At 55.1% G+C, this 16,562-nt stretch carries 17 protein-coding genes, 2 tRNA genes, 1 rRNA gene and 1 other RNA gene; 9 read left to right on the forward strand and 12 right to left on the reverse strand.

The window, feature by feature from the left end; translation table 11 throughout:
- The first annotated feature begins 9 nt into the window (after positions 1 to 9).
- A complete protein-coding gene (gene tpiA / locus WLZ34_RS03540; protein WP_434731927.1) occupies positions 10 to 717 on the forward strand; it encodes a triose-phosphate isomerase in 708 nt (235 codons plus the stop codon).
- 43 nt (positions 718 to 760) lie between these two features.
- Positions 761 to 861: transfer RNA gene (locus WLZ34_RS03545), tRNA-Thr, on the forward strand.
- Here the strand turns inward: WLZ34_RS03545 and pyk are convergent.
- Positions 861 to 2,282 (reverse strand): pyruvate kinase, encoded by a 1,422-nt coding sequence (pyk, locus tag WLZ34_RS03550; protein WP_434731882.1) that lies wholly within the window; start codon positions 2,280 to 2,282, stop codon positions 861 to 863. The genes WLZ34_RS03545 and pyk overlap by 1 nt on opposite strands.
- A 46-nt stretch (positions 2,283 to 2,328) precedes the next feature.
- Here pyk and WLZ34_RS03555 point away from each other — a divergent pair, with 46 nt between their 5' ends.
- Positions 2,329 to 3,651 (forward strand): hypothetical protein, encoded by a 1,323-nt coding sequence (locus WLZ34_RS03555; RefSeq protein WP_434731883.1) that lies wholly within the window; start codon positions 2,329 to 2,331, stop codon positions 3,649 to 3,651.
- A gap of 12 nt (positions 3,652 to 3,663) precedes the next feature.
- Here the strand turns inward: WLZ34_RS03555 and rrf are convergent.
- The 4 genes from rrf to map all read right to left on the reverse strand — a co-directional run bounded on the left by rrf (position 3,664) and on the right by map (position 6,134).
- A 5S ribosomal RNA gene (rrf, locus tag WLZ34_RS03560) occupies positions 3,664 to 3,782 on the reverse strand.
- Positions 3,783 to 3,801: 19 nt separating this feature from the next.
- Entirely contained in the window at positions 3,802 to 4,077 is a 276-nt protein-coding gene (locus tag WLZ34_RS03565) for a hypothetical protein (protein ID WP_434731884.1), read from the reverse strand.
- Positions 4,077 to 5,171, reverse strand: a complete 1,095-nt coding sequence (locus WLZ34_RS03570) for a DUF1512 domain-containing protein (protein WP_434731885.1) — start codon at positions 5,169 to 5,171, stop codon at positions 4,077 to 4,079. The genes WLZ34_RS03565 and WLZ34_RS03570 overlap by 1 nt, the downstream gene beginning before the upstream one ends.
- 72 nt (positions 5,172 to 5,243) lie before the next feature.
- The gene (gene map, locus WLZ34_RS03575) at positions 5,244 to 6,134 is read right to left on the reverse strand and encodes a type II methionyl aminopeptidase (protein WP_434731886.1); all 891 of its coding nucleotides are present in this window, start codon (positions 6,132 to 6,134) and stop codon (positions 5,244 to 5,246) included.
- 58 nt (positions 6,135 to 6,192) lie between these two features.
- Between map and WLZ34_RS03580 the strand changes: the two genes are divergently transcribed.
- The 3 genes from WLZ34_RS03580 (at position 6,193) to WLZ34_RS03590 (ending at position 8,350) form a co-directional block, all read left to right on the forward strand.
- Positions 6,193 to 6,879: a metal-dependent hydrolase gene (locus WLZ34_RS03580; protein WP_434731928.1), complete on the forward strand. Its 687-nt coding sequence runs from the start codon at positions 6,193 to 6,195 to the stop codon at positions 6,877 to 6,879.
- A 248-nt stretch (positions 6,880 to 7,127) separates the two neighbouring features.
- Complete coding sequence (locus WLZ34_RS03585) at positions 7,128 to 8,207, forward strand: tyrosine--tRNA ligase (RefSeq protein ID WP_434731887.1); 1,080 nt, start codon at positions 7,128 to 7,130, stop codon at positions 8,205 to 8,207.
- Between the two features lie 39 nt (positions 8,208 to 8,246).
- A tRNA-Ala gene (locus WLZ34_RS03590) sits at positions 8,247 to 8,350 on the forward strand.
- 103 nt (positions 8,351 to 8,453) lie between these two features.
- Here the strand turns inward: WLZ34_RS03590 and WLZ34_RS03595 are convergent.
- Positions 8,454 to 8,714, reverse strand: coding sequence for an Lrp/AsnC family transcriptional regulator (locus tag WLZ34_RS03595; RefSeq protein ID WP_428724805.1), 261 nt, complete (start codon positions 8,712 to 8,714; stop codon positions 8,454 to 8,456).
- 49 nt (positions 8,715 to 8,763) lie between these two features.
- Between WLZ34_RS03595 and WLZ34_RS03600 the strand changes: the two genes are divergently transcribed.
- Positions 8,764 to 9,285: a DUF367 family protein gene (locus WLZ34_RS03600; RefSeq protein ID WP_434731888.1), complete on the forward strand. Its 522-nt coding sequence runs from the start codon at positions 8,764 to 8,766 to the stop codon at positions 9,283 to 9,285.
- Between the two features lies 1 nt (position 9,286).
- Here the strand turns inward: WLZ34_RS03600 and rnpB are convergent.
- From rnpB to rgy, 3 genes are all read right to left on the reverse strand, one after another.
- An RNA gene (gene rnpB / locus WLZ34_RS03605) (RNase P RNA component) lies at positions 9,287 to 9,605 on the reverse strand.
- 39 nt (positions 9,606 to 9,644) lie between these two features.
- Positions 9,645 to 9,917 carry a DNA-binding protein gene (locus WLZ34_RS03610; protein ID WP_428724807.1) on the reverse strand — a complete coding sequence of 91 codons (273 nt, stop codon included), beginning with the start codon at positions 9,915 to 9,917 and terminating at the stop codon, positions 9,645 to 9,647.
- Positions 9,918 to 10,362: 445 nt separating this feature from the next.
- Positions 10,363 to 13,974, reverse strand: a complete 3,612-nt coding sequence (gene rgy, locus WLZ34_RS03615; RefSeq protein ID WP_434731889.1) for a reverse gyrase — start codon at positions 13,972 to 13,974, stop codon at positions 10,363 to 10,365.
- A gap of 163 nt (positions 13,975 to 14,137) precedes the next feature.
- Here rgy and albA point away from each other — a divergent pair, with 163 nt between their 5' ends.
- Positions 14,138 to 14,431, forward strand: coding sequence for a DNA-binding protein Alba (gene albA, locus WLZ34_RS03620; protein WP_048162867.1), 294 nt, complete (start codon positions 14,138 to 14,140; stop codon positions 14,429 to 14,431).
- A 51-nt stretch (positions 14,432 to 14,482) separates the two neighbouring features.
- Here the strand turns inward: albA and WLZ34_RS03625 are convergent, their stop codons facing one another.
- Positions 14,483 to 14,776: a hypothetical protein gene (locus WLZ34_RS03625; RefSeq protein ID WP_434731890.1), complete on the reverse strand. Its 294-nt coding sequence runs from the start codon at positions 14,774 to 14,776 to the stop codon at positions 14,483 to 14,485.
- 55 nt (positions 14,777 to 14,831) lie between these two features.
- On the opposite strand from WLZ34_RS03625, the gene WLZ34_RS03630 reads away from it, so the two are divergent.
- A complete protein-coding gene (locus WLZ34_RS03630) occupies positions 14,832 to 15,476 on the forward strand; it encodes a hypothetical protein (protein WP_434731891.1) in 645 nt (214 codons plus the stop codon).
- 100 nt (positions 15,477 to 15,576) lie between these two features.
- Here WLZ34_RS03630 and WLZ34_RS03635 read toward each other — a convergent pair whose 3' ends face one another.
- Together WLZ34_RS03635 and WLZ34_RS03640 are read right to left on the reverse strand one after the other, a co-directional pair.
- On the reverse strand, positions 15,577 to 15,792 hold the full coding sequence (locus WLZ34_RS03635) for a hypothetical protein (RefSeq protein WP_428727251.1): 216 nt from the start codon (positions 15,790 to 15,792) through the stop codon (positions 15,577 to 15,579).
- Positions 15,793 to 15,799: 7 nt separating this feature from the next.
- Positions 15,800 to 16,519 carry a DUF2208 domain-containing protein gene (locus WLZ34_RS03640; RefSeq protein WP_434731929.1) on the reverse strand — a complete coding sequence of 240 codons (720 nt, stop codon included), beginning with the start codon at positions 16,517 to 16,519 and terminating at the stop codon, positions 15,800 to 15,802.
- Positions 16,520 to 16,562 lie beyond the last annotated feature (43 nt).

Below are 16,562 nucleotides of genomic sequence, written 5' to 3' on the forward strand. Positions count from 1 at the left end.
TGGGGGCGTCTGAAGCCTATTATAGTCGTAAACTACAAGGCCTACTACCCCCAGAGCTTCGGCGAGCATGCTTTAAGGATTGCTCGGGACGCGGTTAGAGTGGTGAAAGAACTGGGCGGTGGAGTCGAGATCGTTCTGGCCCCGCCCTACACTGAGATAAGGAGGGTCGTCGAGGAGGTAGGAGGGTCTGGTGTAAGGGTCTTCGCACAACACGCCGACCCCGTGGAGCCGGGAGCTGTTACGGGTTTCATGCCGCTCGAGGGTCTCAAAGAGGCGGGTGTGAGCGGAGTCATACTGAACCACAGCGAGCACAGGCTCAAACTTGCGGACATCAACTTACTGGTCAAGAGGGCCGCTAAGCTCGGGTTGGAGACGCTTGTCTGCGCCGACGAGCCCGAGACGGGCGCTGCCGTGGCCGCTCTCGAACCCAACTATGTCGCTGTCGAGCCACCTGAGCTTATAGGCACGGGTATTAGCGTGAGTAAGGCTAAACCAGAAGTCATTATTAGGAGCGTTGAGCTCATCAGGAGAGTCAATAGTAGAGTAGTGATCTTGACGGGCGCCGGCATAACGGACGGGCAAGACGTGTACTCGGCTATAAGGTACGGGACGAGCGGCGTTCTAGTCGCGTCGGCGATCGTGAAGGCGAAAGACCCCTACTCGGTTATAAGGGACATGGCTGTAAGCGCTCTTAAAGCCGTCACCGGCCAGTGGTGAAACCTATAAAATCCGCGTGAGAATTTATTAATTCCGGTGCGGAGCCGCCGTAGCTCAGCCGGGTAGAGCGCCGGCCTCGTATGGCTCCGGTGTAGCCGAGGTCGGGAGAGCCGGTGGACGCGGGTTCAAATCCCGCCGGCGGCTTAAAACAGTATCCTTTTGATTAGGATCTCGTGCATCTCTTCGCCTGGCCTAGCGAAAGACTCCGCCACGACGTCCCCGATTGAGAGCTCTCCTCTACTCCTGGCGAGCTTCTCCAGCAACCCAATCCCCTCTTCATAACCGACATCGCCCTGAACAGTCTTGCTCATGTCGTACACTTTGAGACCATAGAATAGCGCTAGCCTCTCGGCCAGTCTTCTGTCAGGCGTGCCGACTATCACAGGGACTTGGGGCCTCATCCTGGCTATCAGCGGGGGTACAGAGCCGGTTTTGGAGAAGACAAGCACTTTACCCTCCACGCTCTCAGCTAAAGACAACAGGCCGTGGACGTACTTGTCCTTGAGAGACTGCTTGCCCAGCGAGTCCCTGATACTCTTGGCCTGCTCTACTTTGATGTCGGCCTCTGCCGACTCAATTATCTTCTTCAACCACCTAACAGTCTCGAGAGGGTACTTTCCGACAGCCGTCTCGTTCGTCAACATAAGGGCGTCGACCATGTCTTGGACAGCGCTATAGACGTCTACTACCTCGCTCCTACTCGGCCTAGGCTGCTCTACCATCGACTCGAGGATCTGGGTCGCTACTATGACGGGCCTCCCGTAGCTGACGGAGGCGATGATCACCTCCTTCTGTATAGTGGGGAGCTTCTCTAGGTCGAAGTGTAAGCCGAGGTCTCCTCTCGCGATGAGTACCATGTCGCTCGACCTGACGATCTCGGCTAGGTTCCTATACGCTGTGGGGGTCTCTATTTTCGCTATTATCCCCGTAGAGCCCTTCATACCCTCGATGAGGTTCCTCACGACATTGATGTCGTGCCCGCTCCTAACATAGCTAACCCCTATGAACGTGAACTCGCGGTCCACAGCATACTTGACCAACGAGACGTCTTCGCTGGACAGGAGAGGCACGTTGGGCTCCTTGCCCCTCGCAACGATCTTCTTGCCCGACCCTATAACGCCGTCGTAGAGAGCTCTCGCCTGGAAATAGTCGTCTCCTACCTCGACAACTCGTAGGATGCACTCGCCGTCTCCAACCAGTATCGTGTCGCCTACCTCTACGGTCTCGAAGAGGCTCTTAGACCTTACCGGGACATCTTTCTCCCCGGCTCTCTCCCCGAAGACAAACCTCAAAACCTGGTCTCGCTCTACTTTGAGAGCCCCCTGGTCTAAGACGCCTATCCTGATCTGCGGGCCTCTCAGATCCCCTATAAGCGAGGTCGGCTGATCGAGCTCGCTAGCCGCCTCCCTGACTAGTTTGACAAATAAATCCCACTCGCTCGCGTCGCCGTGGCTGAAGTTAATCCTGAACCCGGACACGCCCTCTTTAATCAGCCTTTTTATGATGTCGTAGGACTTAGTAGCCGGGCCAAGAGTCACAATGATCTTCGTTTTCAAACCCGCCACACGTAGGAATCTTATTTAAGTAACCCCCTTATACATTAAATACCTAGTGTTTGTCGCGCTGAAACGTGGTAGCATGGGGAGGTTCCTCGCGATCGTTTTCATAGCCTTAGCGCTAGCCATCACGCTCAGCTCTACCTGGCACGCGGTCTCCCAGAGCTTGTGCTTTGAGGGTATATACACTATCACGGGTAGCCTTGTAGGGTTCTTCAACGGCTCCGACATATACCTGTGGAGACCCTACGTCTCGATAGAAGGCGTTGTCCTCAACTACAACGACATCGGCGGCTTGCTAAACGTCACGCTCGTTTTCAACGGCGTTGTGGTCGCCAGCGACACGAAGGTCATATACCCGAATAGCACGGCACCCTTTTACTTGTCGTCAGACTTGTCCGGGTACACTATATACACCACCAACACCTACTCCATTATAGTCTCGCTCAGGAGCCTGAGCGACAGTAAACTCGTCTACGCCTGCACACTCGCGTCGGGAAATGTCTTTATAAGCGGCTACAATTGGGCTGTCGACTTATGGAGCAACAACACTGTGGGTAACGTGACGGTATCGGTTATGCCGAGCATAATAACCAACCAGGTGGCCTCACCACCCCAGATATACGTGTACGCCAGGGGGCTCGCCCCCTTCAAGATCTACGAGATACTCGCCGTATACCCCAACATACCGGGCAACCCCCTTCACCTCGCAGTATTAGGGACTGGAGCCTACGGTGACCTGTACACCACGCTAACACTCCCGGTCGTCACCAACACCTCGAGTATCTGGATCGTTGTCTACGACCCCCAGTCGAACACGGGTTACAACAGTACAATACGCCAAGTCATGCTAGACCCCCCGCCGAGGACGTGCTACCGAGGGGTCACGGTGAACCCGCCCTCCGGGAACATTGTCACGCCCCCTCCGACTACTACCACGTCCACGGTCAGTAGCACTACCACTGCGACAACAGTATACGTCACGGTCACGAAGACGACGACCGCCACAACCACATTGACATCCACGGTGACGTCTACCCTGACGCAGACCATCTACGTCAACAACACCTTCACAAGCACAGTGACCACAACGGTGTTACAGAACAGCACCCTGACGCAGACCATCACGGTCGGGCACAACTCAACGCTGACGCAGACGATGACGGTGACCCAGACAAACACCGTTGAAAACCCTGTCATAGCACAAGCCAGCAAGGCAGCCTCAACTCTCGTGAGCACCGGCTACATCTTCGTCATAGGCTTCCTCGCGCTGACAACAGCTGTAGCCGCATCGGTGAGTATCCTAGCTCACAGGCCCCTCTTCAACACGATCAAGAGAATTGAGGAGCTAAGAAGGAGAATCCAAAAGAAGCGTTAAGGCTGAGCGGCCCGATCCCGGCTCAAGGTGGCTGCGAGGCCTCTCGGACCTCACGGCCACCTTGACGCGGTTGGCTTAACTTCCGGGTTCGATATGAGACCGGGTGTTGCCCAACCGCTATGGCCGGGTCGGGCCGTCTATTTCTGATGGCTAGCTGGCTTTTAAAATCTTACTTTTATCGACCGAGTAAATCCCCTTAATCTTGAGCTCCCTCCCGCACCTTGGGCACTTACCCTTAACGAGCCCTATGAAGTCGCCTGGCTCGAAGTCCCTCTCTACCTGGAACCCGCAGCCCTCGCAGACTAGTAGTTCACGCGTAACGTACTCTGTCCTAGTAGGCCTCTTCCTGGTCTCCAGGTACATGTAGACTATTAATAGCACTGTAAGCACGATCATGAACAAAGTGTATGGATCCAGCGTGTTCATCACATAGGCACCCCTATGGTGTTGCCTATACCCGCTACTATAACGGTGGCATTCGGCTTGGTCTCCTCCTTGATAAGCTTGAGGACGTAGTCAACGGCCTTCCTAGAAGCCTCGAATATCTCCTTCTTCATAACGGTGAGGGCCTCCCTGTAGTCCATCTTTACGATTAGCGCTCTCAAGGGTATCCCGTACTCGGCCGCGGCCCTCTCGATCGCGATCTTCTCGGGGCCGGGGTCTCCGATGGCAGCACCTACACCCTCCGCTATTGAGCCTGTCTCCTCTCCCTCTAGTTTTAGGGCGGCGTCTATCGTCACGATCAAGTCCACGTTGCCCTTTAGCTCCTCCACCAGTTTTCTTATTACCGCCCCTGGGTGACCGACGTTGCTACCCGGCCCTTCGGCCTTCACGAAGAAGACCCTCCTGTCCTCTAGCCAGGTCTCGAACACGCTGGTGTCTTCGATAACCCTCTTCGACACGACCTTCGACTTCTCGAGTAGATTGTAGACTACGAGGGGGCCGGCAGAGTCTCCAACGGGCTTCCCGGACATGAACGGGTCTAGGGCCATATGGTAGGTCTCGACATACCTCATAATCGTAGGCATTAGAAGCTCTAGCTGCATTAGAAGAACCCAGTTGTTCTCTTTCTCGCCGGTTAAGAGGTAGTGCCTTATCACCTTGTATATAAGGTTTAGGCCCGCTAACACCTCGATGCTTGTCTCGACAAGGCTCCTCTCGAATTTACCAGTGTTTGGTAGAGAGCTCTCGACAAACCTCCTTACGGTCGCCTCACTAGTTCTTATCATGTGGTCCAGTCTCTTTATGATGTCTATAGGCTCGATACTAACGGGCTCTATCGTGAAGAAGTCTAGAACCCTCCCTACGAGGACCGAGGGCGTCTGGTACCCCAAGTTGGAGATCATCTTCTCGACGCGGACCCTGTCCTCGTCAATGATCCTCTTGATCAAGTTCAATTTGTTCCTAATGTCCATTGCCCAAATTCTCATCTGGATTTTCGTGTTTAGCCCGGTGATCAACAGTATGAATATTATTAGCCAGATTATCTGGGTTATCAGGGAGATCGTGTCTCCGTTCATTCGGCATCAACTGACTTAAGAACTCTATTCGTTAAGAGAGTTTTTAAGATAAAGCCGGCGAAGCCGGTCGCCTCACATCGTCGTTACAATGACGTCCTTTCCCAGGACGAGGAACGTGTGCTCGAACTGCGCAACCGGCCTGTTCGTCTTCTCGACCAGGACGGGGTACTTCACGAGCAGGCCCTTACTGCTCAGCAAGCCCAGTATGCGCTGCGACTGGCTGTAGTAGTCCGGGTACCACCTAAGGGTGAAGGGGAGAGTCCTCCTCTCCCCGTAGACGCGCCTGTAGAAGTCCCCCTCGGGGGCGGTCAGCTCCACGCGCCTAACGGGTCTCAGAGCGTATATAGTGACTTCGCTACCCTCCCTCACGAGGCCCGAGCCGTCTGTCACGAACGGCTCGACCGCGAAAGCCCCTTCCCCTATCCTCCACAGAGCTGTCAAGTCGTCGTAGTTGGGGATGGTCTTACCGCTGTGGATGAGGTAGAGGTCCATGCTGTGGCCGCTCAGGTTGACTATCGGCTTGTAGCCGGCGGACTTCACAACCCTCTCCACGACTCTGCCTATCTCCCTCGCCCTCACACCCGGCTTGAAGACTTTGACCACCTCCTCTAGGGCCCTCCTGGTAGCCTCGACGAGGCCCTCGAGAGCCGGGTTGAAGCACACGGTGGTAGCCGTGTCGGCTATGTAACCGTTGACGTGGACCCCCAGGTCTACCTTGACTACGGAGCCGTCTGGTATGACACCCGCGTCCTCGGGAGTGGGAGTGTAGTGAGCCGCTACCTCGTTAATCCCTATGTTCACCGGGAACGCCGGCTGGCCGCCCAGCTCGACGATCTCCCTCTCGAGCTCTCTGGCCAGCTCGAGAACCCCTATACCTGGCCTCACCATCTTCTCCGCCTTCTCTCTGACCCTCCTGGCGATCTCCCCAGCCTTGATATAGCTCCTCACTTCCTCTTCGTCCATTTAACCACCTTGAACATTTTATGTCGTAACGGAGGGTATTTTATACATGGGGGTTCTCATGGCCCGCATCAAGTACCTAGGCCACAGCGCCTTTGAGGTGGTCTTGAAAGGCCTAGACGGTAAGGAGAAGACCGTGCTCGTAGACCCGTGGATCGACAACCCCTTGAGCCCTGTTAGGCTAGACTACTTCAAGGGCAAGAAGGTCGACTACATCCTGGTCACGCACGACCACGGCGACCACCTAGGGAACGCCTTCGAGATCGCCAGGGCTACAGGGGCGACTATAGTCGGCGTTTACGAGCTGGCCGAGGAAGCAGAGTCTAGAGGTTTTAAGTCGATAGGGGGGAACATAGGTGGCCCCCTGAAAATCGAAGACCTCCTCATAGTGATGACGCCTGCCACGCACTCCTCTTCTAAGGGTACTCCCGTCGGCTTTGTCGTGAAAGGGCAAGACGTGTCGTTCTACCACGCAGGAGACACCGGGCTTTTCTACGAGATGAGCCTCATCGGCGAGCTGTACAGCCCGGACGTAGCCATGCTACCCATAGGCGGCCACTTCACGATGGGTGTCAGGGAGGCCGTTAAAGCGGTGGAACTACTAAGGCCTAGGATCGTAGTGCCTATGCACTACAACACCTTCCCCGTCATAAAGGAGGACCCGGCCAGGTTCAAGGAGCTCGTGGAGGCTACGACGCCCTCTAGAGTAGTAGTCTTGAGGCCAGGCGACGAGTTGCAGTACCCTTAGAGAGCCTGAGATAAAAAGGTTTTCAACAATACTAATTAGTAGCCCCGCCTAAAGAGCCCGTGTAAAAGACCCGTAGAGGTCGAGTGAGCACGGGTGTCAGGGGCGGGGTACATTCGCTCTCTTCAGTCCTGCGTGGGTCGTCACGAGTCGGCTTCTAGGTCTCGTCATCACCAAGTGGACAGTGTTTCCTTGCTAGCCTATTTAAGTTGACGCAGTATAGTGGTGTTATAGAATAGTGGTGTACAGCCTTGTCCAAGAGCAGGTTCGACATAGCCGTCAGGAACACCCTCGAAGTGGTCTTGCCCGAGGAGCTGTCGCAGAAGTTGGAGAGCGGGCAGAGGGTGACGGGCTACCTGGGCTTCGAGCCGAGCGGGCTAGTCCATGTAGGGTGGCTCATATGGATGTTCAAGGTGAGGGACTTGACGAGCATAGGCGTGGACTTCACGGTGCTAGAGGCCACGTGGCACGCGTACATCAACGACAAGTTGGGGGGAGACATGGATATGATAAGAAAGGCCGCCAGGTTTGTCCGGCACGTCCTGAGAGCGGTCGGGGTCGAGTCCAATATCAGGTTCGTAGACGCCGAGGAGCTGGTCTCCGACGAGGACTACTGGGGGGTGCTGCTCAAGGCGGCCAAGGCGACGAGTCTCGCCAGGGTGAAGAGGGCGCTAACGATTATGGGTCGTAGAGCCGAGGAGGCCGAGCTGGACTCCTCCAAGGTCATATACCCGTTAATGCAGGTCACAGACATCTTCTACCTGGGAGTAGACATAGCCCTGGGCGGGATGGACCAGAGGAAGGCCCACATGCTCGCCCGCGACATCGCAGAGAAGCTGGGCTTCAAGAAGCCGATTGCCATCCACACGCCGATCCTGACAGGCCTGAGCGGGCCGGGCCGGAGAATGGAGGGGCTTGACGTAGACGACGTGCTAGCCGACGCTAAAATGAGCAAGAGCAAACCCGAGACAGCTATATTCATCCACGACAGTCCCGAGGAGGTCGAGTCCAAGGTGATGAAGGCCTACTGCCCACCGGGGGTGGTCGAGTTCAACCCTGTAATGGAGTTGAACAAGTACCTCCTATTCCAGCAGGAGGGCTTCAGCCTCGTAGTCGAAAGACCCGAGAAGTACGGGGGGACGGTCGTCTACAACGACTACAAAGAGCTGGAGAGGGCCTACGTCGAGGGCAAGCTACACCCGCTGGACTTAAAGAAGGCCACCGCGCAGAGCCTTAACAAGCTCTTAGAGGACATTAGGAGGAGGTTGTTCAGTAGCGGGGAAGCGGTAGCTCTACTCGAGGAGTTGAAGAACGTAAAGGTGACAAGGTGAGAGTTTAAAATCCATGTAGAAATCCATTAAAATAATAGCGGGCCGGTAGCTCAGCCTGGAAGAGCGCCGCCCTTGCAAGGCCTTAGCTTCAACCGAGGTCGCAGGAGAGGCGGAGGTCCCGGGTTCAAGTCCCGGCCGGTCCACTCCACTCAACTATTCAGGAGGTGGTCGCGTCCTTTACGACAACTACGCAGGATCGGGTTTATGGCTGTGAAAAACTGTTAGAGTGCCTTATTAGAGCAGACCTTAACTGCTCTTACTCTTGACTCTCTCCTCGACCACGATCATTGTGATTGTGGTCCTTATGTCGGGCAGTTTCCTTATCTTGTTTGTGACTATCTCCCTTATCTTCTCTAGGGACTCCGACTCGATCTTAACCACTACGTCGTAAGTCCCATAAACAATGTAGGCCTCGGTAACCTCTGGAATCTTGTAAAGCTCGTCGAGGACGCGCGACTCGGCGCCGATCTCGGTCTGAATTAGTACTATCGCGGTCGCCTTGGGCATTTCACACCCCCATTTTATAAAAATCCTGTTGTAAAATAAATATCTGTCGTTGAAAACCTTGCCTAGAATACTCGTGATCTACAAGAGAGAGGACGACCCTAGGAAGAACACGTCCATTAAAATGGTGAGGAAAGGGCTAGCAGAGAGAGTTAGACCTAGCTCGGTGAGGAGGGGCGTCGTCCTAGACCCGTTCTCGAGGGAAGTACTAGGGGCCTGGCTGAGGGGTGAACTGGAGGCTGGCAGTGTTGTCGTAGTCGACGCGAGCTGGAAGAGGCTCCACCCCGACGTCTTCAGAGGGATACGTGGAATACACGTGAAACTACCACCTCTCCTGGCGGCAAACCCCGTAAACTACGGAAAGCCCTGCGTACTATCTAGTGTAGAGGCCGTCGCGGCAGCACTCTACATAACGGGTTTCAGGGAGGACTACGAGAAGCTACTGGGGTTGTTCAAGTGGATGCGGACGTTCCACGAGCTTAACAGAGAGCTTCTAGAGGAGTACTATAAGGCCAGTACACCTGCCGAGCTGGAGAAGGTTGTCGCCGAGTACTGGGGCGTTAGCCCCTGTTGACGGGGCCGGGGATTAACCCGTCTTCTGTCTCTCGCCCGCATTGGACTAAGCGGCCTGTACCGGTCCGGCGACAGGTCACACCGGCCCCAGGCCTTACACCCCGCGGGACGGCCGTTTCAACGCATCCACCGCCGTCCTCGGCCGGTTACCAGACCCCCGTCGCCGGGGGTCTCGCGCGGCCCCATCGCCATTAGAGCGGTGGCCGTGTCGTTTCTGTGCCGTTGCCACGGGTTCTACCCGTGCTCCTTGCGGAGCCGCGGTGTCGCCCGGTGGACGGTGTTTCCTCACCCCTTACGGGGCGAAGCGGGCTCCCCGGCCCCACAATTCTATTTCGCTATAGGCCCCTTAAGCTTATGTTACTAGAACCTCTTCTTTAAGGATATGGTTATATAAGAGAACACCCGTCCCTTGACCCTCTCGCTCCCTATCTCCACCTTCACCAGCTCGAGGCCGTCTCCAAGCCTGTGAACCAGCTCGTTATACACGTCCACGGCTTTCGAGATGTACGGACCCCTACCCTTCAGCAGCACGAGGCCAGGCCCCTCCTGGAAGCCTACTATAGCCTCTATGACGTAGTCGTCTATACTACCCCTCCTCACGTTGATGACCTTGTTAACTTGGCCGGCAGACACGCCAGGTCACCATATCTTGAGTTAGCTTTAGACACCCCCGTATTATATATTTTGCTGAATGGATGAGCGCCGCAGGAACCGGTCGTTCTACCCCTCCTCTTCAACTGCAACCACTGTACCCGGCAGTCGATCCACCGTGGAGACCTGTGGTTTTACAGGTCTGTGTCAAGTGGAACAACTGGCCAGCTCACCCACCCCTATAATTCAACTGCAGGAAGTGTCATCGTTGAAACGACCACATCTATAAGTTTGTATAAAGGTAGACAAAAGAAAATCGAGAAACGCTTATGCGGCTGAAATCGTAGCCTAGTAAGTAAATACCTGTGTGTCAAGAAGCCGGCTCTGCAGTGTCGAGCCTCGGGAGAGTCTACGCCAGAAAGTGTGGTGGAAATAGGGGGGAACCGCAGGTTCGCCCTCATTGCTTCGACTGGATCACCTGGCCAGGTCAGGCTATGGTGGTGGCCTCGTATGCGGGTTTTAGCGGGCGTCGTATCAGGTTGTGCCTCTCCAGCTCGTCGACGACTCTACTGATCTCTAGGGGGGCGCTAGTGGCCCCCTTGACTATGTCGTCGATCGTCCTCTCCATCCTCCTGGTCATGTCGACGCTTACCAGGGACGGGTACTCCGATGACAGGTACTCGTAGACCTCTACGCCCAACTTCGTCGGCACCAGCCTCTTTTTCTTCTTCGTCTCTACGACGTAGCCGTGCCGCTTGATACTCTCGATTGTCTTCGCGTAGGTGCTGGGCCTCCCAATGCCGGTCTTCTTCATCAAGGAGACGACGTCGCCCTCGCTATACAGCGCTACTCGGCTCCCCCTAACAACGCTCTTCGACGCTACCCCTACGGTGGCCACGTCGACACCGACCTTTACCAGTCTGGGCGGCTGCACTAGGTTGAAGCCCTCCTCTACCACCTCCTCTACGAGTCTCAGCTCGGACAGGGTGAACCCGTCCACGATAACAGCGTACTCTGACACAACAGCCTTGAAGGGCTTCATCTGGCTCGCGATGAACCTCCTGAATATGAGGTCGTAGACCCTCAGGTGGAGTCTTGTGATCGGCCTCGTCAACACGACGACGCCCTCGGAGACCGACTTCTCCAACATGTCGACGTCGAGAGGCCTTGTCGGCCTTATCGCCTCGTGGGCGCCACTACTGCCCCAGCTACTCGGGTTGGCCAGGTGAGACATGTTCCTAGACTCGAGATACTTCAAGGCCAGGCCAATACCGGTCGACGACACGTGTGTCGAGTCGGTCCTGTGGTACGTGATCAAGCCCATCTCGAAGAGGTCCTGGGCAACCCTCATCGCGACACCGGCAGTGACACCGATTCTCGACACCGCGGCCAGGTAGTCGTCTGTCGTGAAAGGTGGCGGGGGGTTGAAGACCTGTATAGTGCTAGACCTCCTCACCAATGTAGCAGTTTTAGCAGAGGCTACTCTCTCAGCGACCTCCCTGTCGTCGAGACACGCGTTTACCCACAGTCCTCCCTGGAGGTCTAGTTGGAGAGATACCTTCCAGCACTTCGACTCGTTGTACTCTCTCATTCTTTGTATAATGAAGCCGAGAACGGGCGTCTGTACGCGCCCAGCCCCGAGAAACCTGGCGTTGTACTTCTCCCACAAATGAGTGCTAAGGCTGAAGCCGACGAGTCTGTCCAAGGCTCTCCTGTAAATCTCGGCCTCGACGAGCCTCTTCTCGACGCTCCTCTTGTTTTCCAGGGCTCTGAAGAACTCTCTCAGGGTGATCTCGTGCATCTCAACCCTGTACACTTTCTTCCCGAGATACCTTATAGACAGGTAAACGTCGTACGCTATCTTCTCCCCCTCCTCGTCCGGGTCGGTCGCTATGTACACCTCGTCCACCTCCCTCGCGACCTTTCTCAGCGATGCGATGGTCTCCGAGGCGTCGCTGTACACCCTGCTCCCGCACCTAGGGCAAGAGTCCCCGTAGGTGAACTGGGCCCCGCAGATTAAACACTTCTTGATCGTCTCGTAGACGGGAGATATGGCGTCCCCGTTGAAGACGATACCGTGTAGACCTCGCTCCGGGTTGGTTGTGAGGTCGTACAGGTGTCCTCTGGTAGCCATTATGACTAGGTGGGTTACACGCCCGTCTTTTATAAACGGGATCTCGTACACGGGCGTCCTGCCTACAACCCTCTTCAACGGCCTGCCGAAGAAGCTCGCTATCGTCTTCGCCTTGGTAGGTGACTCGACGACGACCAGTATACTCTTGAAGCCGAACTCCCCACCCTCACCCCTCCGCGTGGACTCGATCAACTGGAGCTCTCTCCCTAGGTCTAGCTGGTCCAGACTCTTGATCGAGAGGGCGTCGTTCGATATGCTTTTCAGGCGCGCCTCGAGCCCCCTAACCACGTTCACCAGCTGGGCGTGCTCGAATATCACCGATAACCCGTGCGTCATGCGGCCTTTGAGCATCCTACTAGCCCTACCCGTGGCTTGAATGTACGTCATCAGGTCTGGTATGAGTACGAGGACCCCGCTCTCGGTGTAAGTGAGAGTGAGGGAGCCTGCTTCGACCACCCCGCTCGCGGCCACAATCTCGCGAACGACCTCTACCAGCCTTTTCTTTATCTCGACCAGCCTCAAGACCACGCTTCTCAAGTAGTCGCTCAACGAGTCGGGGTCAACTTTACCCTTGAGCACTTGGGAGACCAGCCTCAGCTCGCTCGGGGAGAGCTTCAACACGTAGGCTCTCAACTCCTGCAACACGCTTCCAGCGTCAACCCCTTTGTCCCGTGCTAGTATGGCGAGCCGGAGTAGGCCGTTCAGACTGGAGGCGTAGTCCTCTAGTTTCAACGTGAACAGTGGCGTGCCCAAGAAGACTATGTACTTGATCGCCTCCGGGGCGTCCACACCCCTAACACTGACGCCGTAGTAGTTCGCGCTACCGTAGATCAAGTCGACTTCTCCTCTCCTGAGCTTCTCGATCGACGAAGGAGAGGCCTCTTCTACCCTTAGACCAGCGGCTGCCTGCTTCAGGTCCTCAACGCACTTCTCGAAAAAGCCCCTTAACGGGTGTCTTGGGCTGACGTAGACGATACCGCCTCTACCCAGCCTGCCGACAATGTCAACTACCTCCCTGCACGACACCACGGGTTGGTAGGAGTCGGTTACGTCTCTACCGTACACAGTCACGCCCGATATGTCCACTCTCAGCAGCTCTCTCAGGATCCTGGAGTACAACCCCTTCATCCGCCCAGTCGCAGACGAGAATACGACCTGCCTACCCCCCACCTTGCTGTAGGCTTCGTTTATTCTCTTCTCGAGCTCTACCAGCTCTCCGGCCAGCTTCATGTACTCCTCGTCGTCCCCTAGAGCCCTTGAGACGAGGAGCTTCCAGAGAAGGCTCATCTTAGCTTTCACTAGACCTACCACGTCCTCGTCGAAGCCGACGACCCTGAGGAGCCTCACGATGTTCTTCTGGCTTCTAAGGAGGCTGTCGACGTCGTCTACTATCACGATGTCTACACGCGAGTCGCGTAGGGCGCTCTCGTACCTGGAGAAGAAGCTGTTGGTTGCGACTAGTACGTCGAAGGAGCCGCTCGCTATGTCTCTTATTAAACTCTCGCGTGCCTTCTTCGACATCTTCGAGTCGTAGGCCACTACTCTCAACTCGGTCTTCGACTTTTCGGAGATCTCCACCAGTTTATTGTACACCTGGCCGACTAGAGCCCTCGTCGGCACCAAGAACAAGGCTTTTTTCCTGTACACTGCCGAAGAGTACACTGCGAAAACGGCGAGCAGCGTTGTTTTCCCCAGCCCTGTAGGCGCTATTATTGCCGTATTCTCTCCGCTCAGCAACCTCATCGCCCACGCTCTCTGACCACCCCACATCGGGGACCCCACTGCCTTTTCAAAGAAGCCGTTGAAGTCCTCGAGCTCGCTGTTCAAGAAGGCCTCTAGACTACCCTCTAGGCCTTCCCGCCTAGAGCACAGCTTGCAGACACCCGTGGCCTCGAGTTCCTCGGAGTAAGCGTCTCCGCCGCAAACAGGGCAAGAAGAAGAGTACACCGGGTTTAACTTCAGCATTTGCTTTAATGCCCCTATGTGGTTATACCGCTAGAAGAATTCGTTTAAAGAGGCGTGGTGCCGTATTACTGTGGTTCCACCGCGTAGATAGTAAAGCTTTTATACGGTTCTCTTAATGTTATAGATTTCAGCTATACACCTAAGTCAGAAAAGGGTGAAGGAAATGGCAGTCCAACCACAAAGTGCCAACACCGTGTTGGTTGGTAAGAAGCCCGTAATGAACTATGTAATAGCTGTACTAACTCTAGTACACCAGGGCATCAAAGAGATATACGTGAAAGCCCGCGGCAGAGCCATTAGCAAGGCTGTGGACACGGTCGAGATAGTGAGGAACAGGTTCCTGCCAGGCAAGGTCGACGTAGAGGAGATAAAGATCGGCAGCCAGACAGTGACAAACCCGCAGGGCAAGGAGAGCAGGGTCAGCATCATCGAGATCAAGATCAAGGTAAAAGAGTAAAGGACCGCCTGTACGACGTAGTTAGCAAACACTATTTTTAACGAACGCCCATTAACAGGCCATCTTCGACCGCCCCCTCCTCACAGCCGAATACTTCTCGACGAGCCCCCTGAGGTAAACAAGGGGGTCTACACACCTGTACTCCAAGTCCCCGACTTTAACGAGCAGGCTCCTCTTAACCAGCTTCCTAACTATGCTTAAAGCGGTCTTGTTTGGTAGGCAAAACCTTTCTTTCAGTGTATCAACAGCCTCCCCTATGTTCAGCGGCTCCCTGCGGTCTAGGCAGAGGGCTACATACGACAAGAAGTCTCTTTTCTTGAGGAATTTAACTCCCTGCTCGACCATAACTACCCCACGAGTCATGGGATTAGCTGACCTGTATTAAAACAGCGGTGGTATGTTGCCACGCGTGTTAGCGGGTAGCGTGGTGTTGGAGGCCTGGAGGCTAACGCTGCACGAGCTGGCGGCCCTTCTCAAGAGTTTAGACGACCAGAGTAGAGTCGGTGTCACGACCAGACCGGGCGTCATACTGGCACGCCTAGGCGAGAGGGCAGTCGACGTTGCCGTACCCCCGTTCGCTATTGTCGTAAGTGGCGTGGACCCCGCGACTCTACCGGCGATCTCGAAGGTTCCTGTAGCCTACGTCACGGCCAGGGACACGTGGCTGGACTTGAAGTGGGTTAGCGCGAGGACTCTACTAGCAGTCGCCGAGGCTCTCAAGGGGTGTGTGCTGGAGAACAACTGTGGGGTTGTCACTCTAGACGAGAACATCGAGATCCGACTGGGAGTCGTAGAAGAAGATTGCCAAGAAGTACACGCGACAGGCTTCTACACGGCACCATACCACTACGCCGGTGCGAAACCTGGCCGGCCCTACACGGGCGAGCCAGGGCTAGTCTCGCAACCAGGCGGGTATAGGTTGCTCGAGGTTTCAGCTGGGGGGAGGGAGGTTGTGAACCTTAAGATACCCTTGAAGTGCAGAGAGCACGCGACACTGTACTTCCTCGGCCTCGTCGACGCCATTCTATACCTGGCCGACAGGTGAGGACGCGTTTAAAGGCCTGATTTGCAGAAGTTATAGCCTGGATGAAGACACTTGCCCCCAGATGACGCATGGATGACGAAATTACCGCGATCTGACGCCTCTAGATCACTTTCATCCTCTTCCTGGCCTTCGACTCGACTACCTCGTTATACTCCTCGATCAGCCTCTTGATGTACGGGGACAAGACGCGCGGCTCCACCCTCTCCAACAGGCTTTTAAAGAACTTGCTGGCGCACTTGCTACTGTGGAACTCGAGTCTCAGGTCGCCGTACTGCACTACGATACCCTGCCCCTCCGGGAAGGGCCTCCCGCACACAACACACTTATGCTTTACACTCGTTGAAACCCACCTCGACTAGCCTCTCGTATAAAGCCGTGGGAGTCTCAGTGTAGAGCCTGATTCTAGAGGTCTTGGAGCGGGGGTCTAGTAGTTCGATGAACCTCCTCTGCTTGTTTAAAGTAAAGCAGAGGTTGTGGTCTAGAGTTATGAAGTTCTTGTTGTTTACGACAATGCCCCTCCTATACACCGCGAAGCTGTAGGGTATGATCAAGTTTACGTAGGTCATCCTCCTCGTGACGGCCCACCTCAGCGAGTAAAGTATGGCAAAGATCAAGGTGTACATTGTAACGTAGTTCAGGAAGTTGGAGAGCAACTTACTCCCTGTCACAGTAAGGAGGTAGCCCACCAACTCTACGCCGGCTAACCCGTTGTAGAGCGAGTACAGGAAGATCGCCAGTATAGAGATCGCGATCGTCACCATGAGGAACTTGAACTGCTGTCCTAGGTCTTTGTTTAGGCCCGGGTCTGAGACCGCAACCTTCATGGCGTTAGACTCTTTGTATAAAGGGGTTCCAAGCTCGCTCGGCGGAGGCATTTTACCGGTTTTCATTGTGAACCTGTAGACGATGAACAAGACGAACATGTAGAAGACGAAGAATATCAGTAGACTGTATGCCGGTAGCAGAGTTGTCAAGAGAGCTATGACTATTATGCTGATAGCGTTGATCAGGACGCTGACGTGCCTCTTAGGCTGGCCCATCATCACAGACACGCTAAGAACACTATTGGCTGGTAGATTAATAAAT

The organism is Thermogladius sp. KZ2Tp1 (assembly GCF_051131135.1).
Taxonomy (GTDB): Archaea; Thermoproteota; Thermoprotei_A; order Sulfolobales; family Desulfurococcaceae; genus Thermogladius.

Excerpts from the sequence above, each read along its gene's own strand:
- map (WP_434731886.1), bottom strand. The coding sequence starts at position 6,134 with ATGGACGAAGAGGAAGTGAGGAGCTATATCAAGGCTGGGGAGATCGCC.
- WLZ34_RS03595 (WP_428724805.1), bottom strand. The coding sequence starts at position 8,714 with ATGCCCAAGGCGACCGCGATAGTACTAATTCAGACCGAGATCGGCGCC.
- WLZ34_RS03565 (WP_434731884.1), bottom strand. The coding sequence starts at position 4,077 with ATGAACACGCTGGATCCATACACTTTGTTCATGATCGTGCTTACAGTG.
- albA (WP_048162867.1), top strand. The coding sequence starts at position 14,138 with ATGGCAGTCCAACCACAAAGTGCCAACACCGTGTTGGTTGGTAAGAAG.
- WLZ34_RS03640 (WP_434731929.1), bottom strand. The coding sequence starts at position 16,519 with ATGATGGGCCAGCCTAAGAGGCACGTCAGCGTCCTGATCAACGCTATC.
- WLZ34_RS03625 (WP_434731890.1), bottom strand. The coding sequence starts at position 14,776 with ATGGTCGAGCAGGGAGTTAAATTCCTCAAGAAAAGAGACTTCTTGTCG.
- WLZ34_RS03570 (WP_434731885.1), bottom strand. The coding sequence starts at position 5,171 with ATGAACGGAGACACGATCTCCCTGATAACCCAGATAATCTGGCTAATA.
- WLZ34_RS03580 (WP_434731928.1), top strand. The coding sequence starts at position 6,193 with ATGGCCCGCATCAAGTACCTAGGCCACAGCGCCTTTGAGGTGGTCTTG.
- rgy (WP_434731889.1), bottom strand. The coding sequence starts at position 13,974 with ATGCTGAAGTTAAACCCGGTGTACTCTTCTTCTTGCCCTGTTTGCGGC.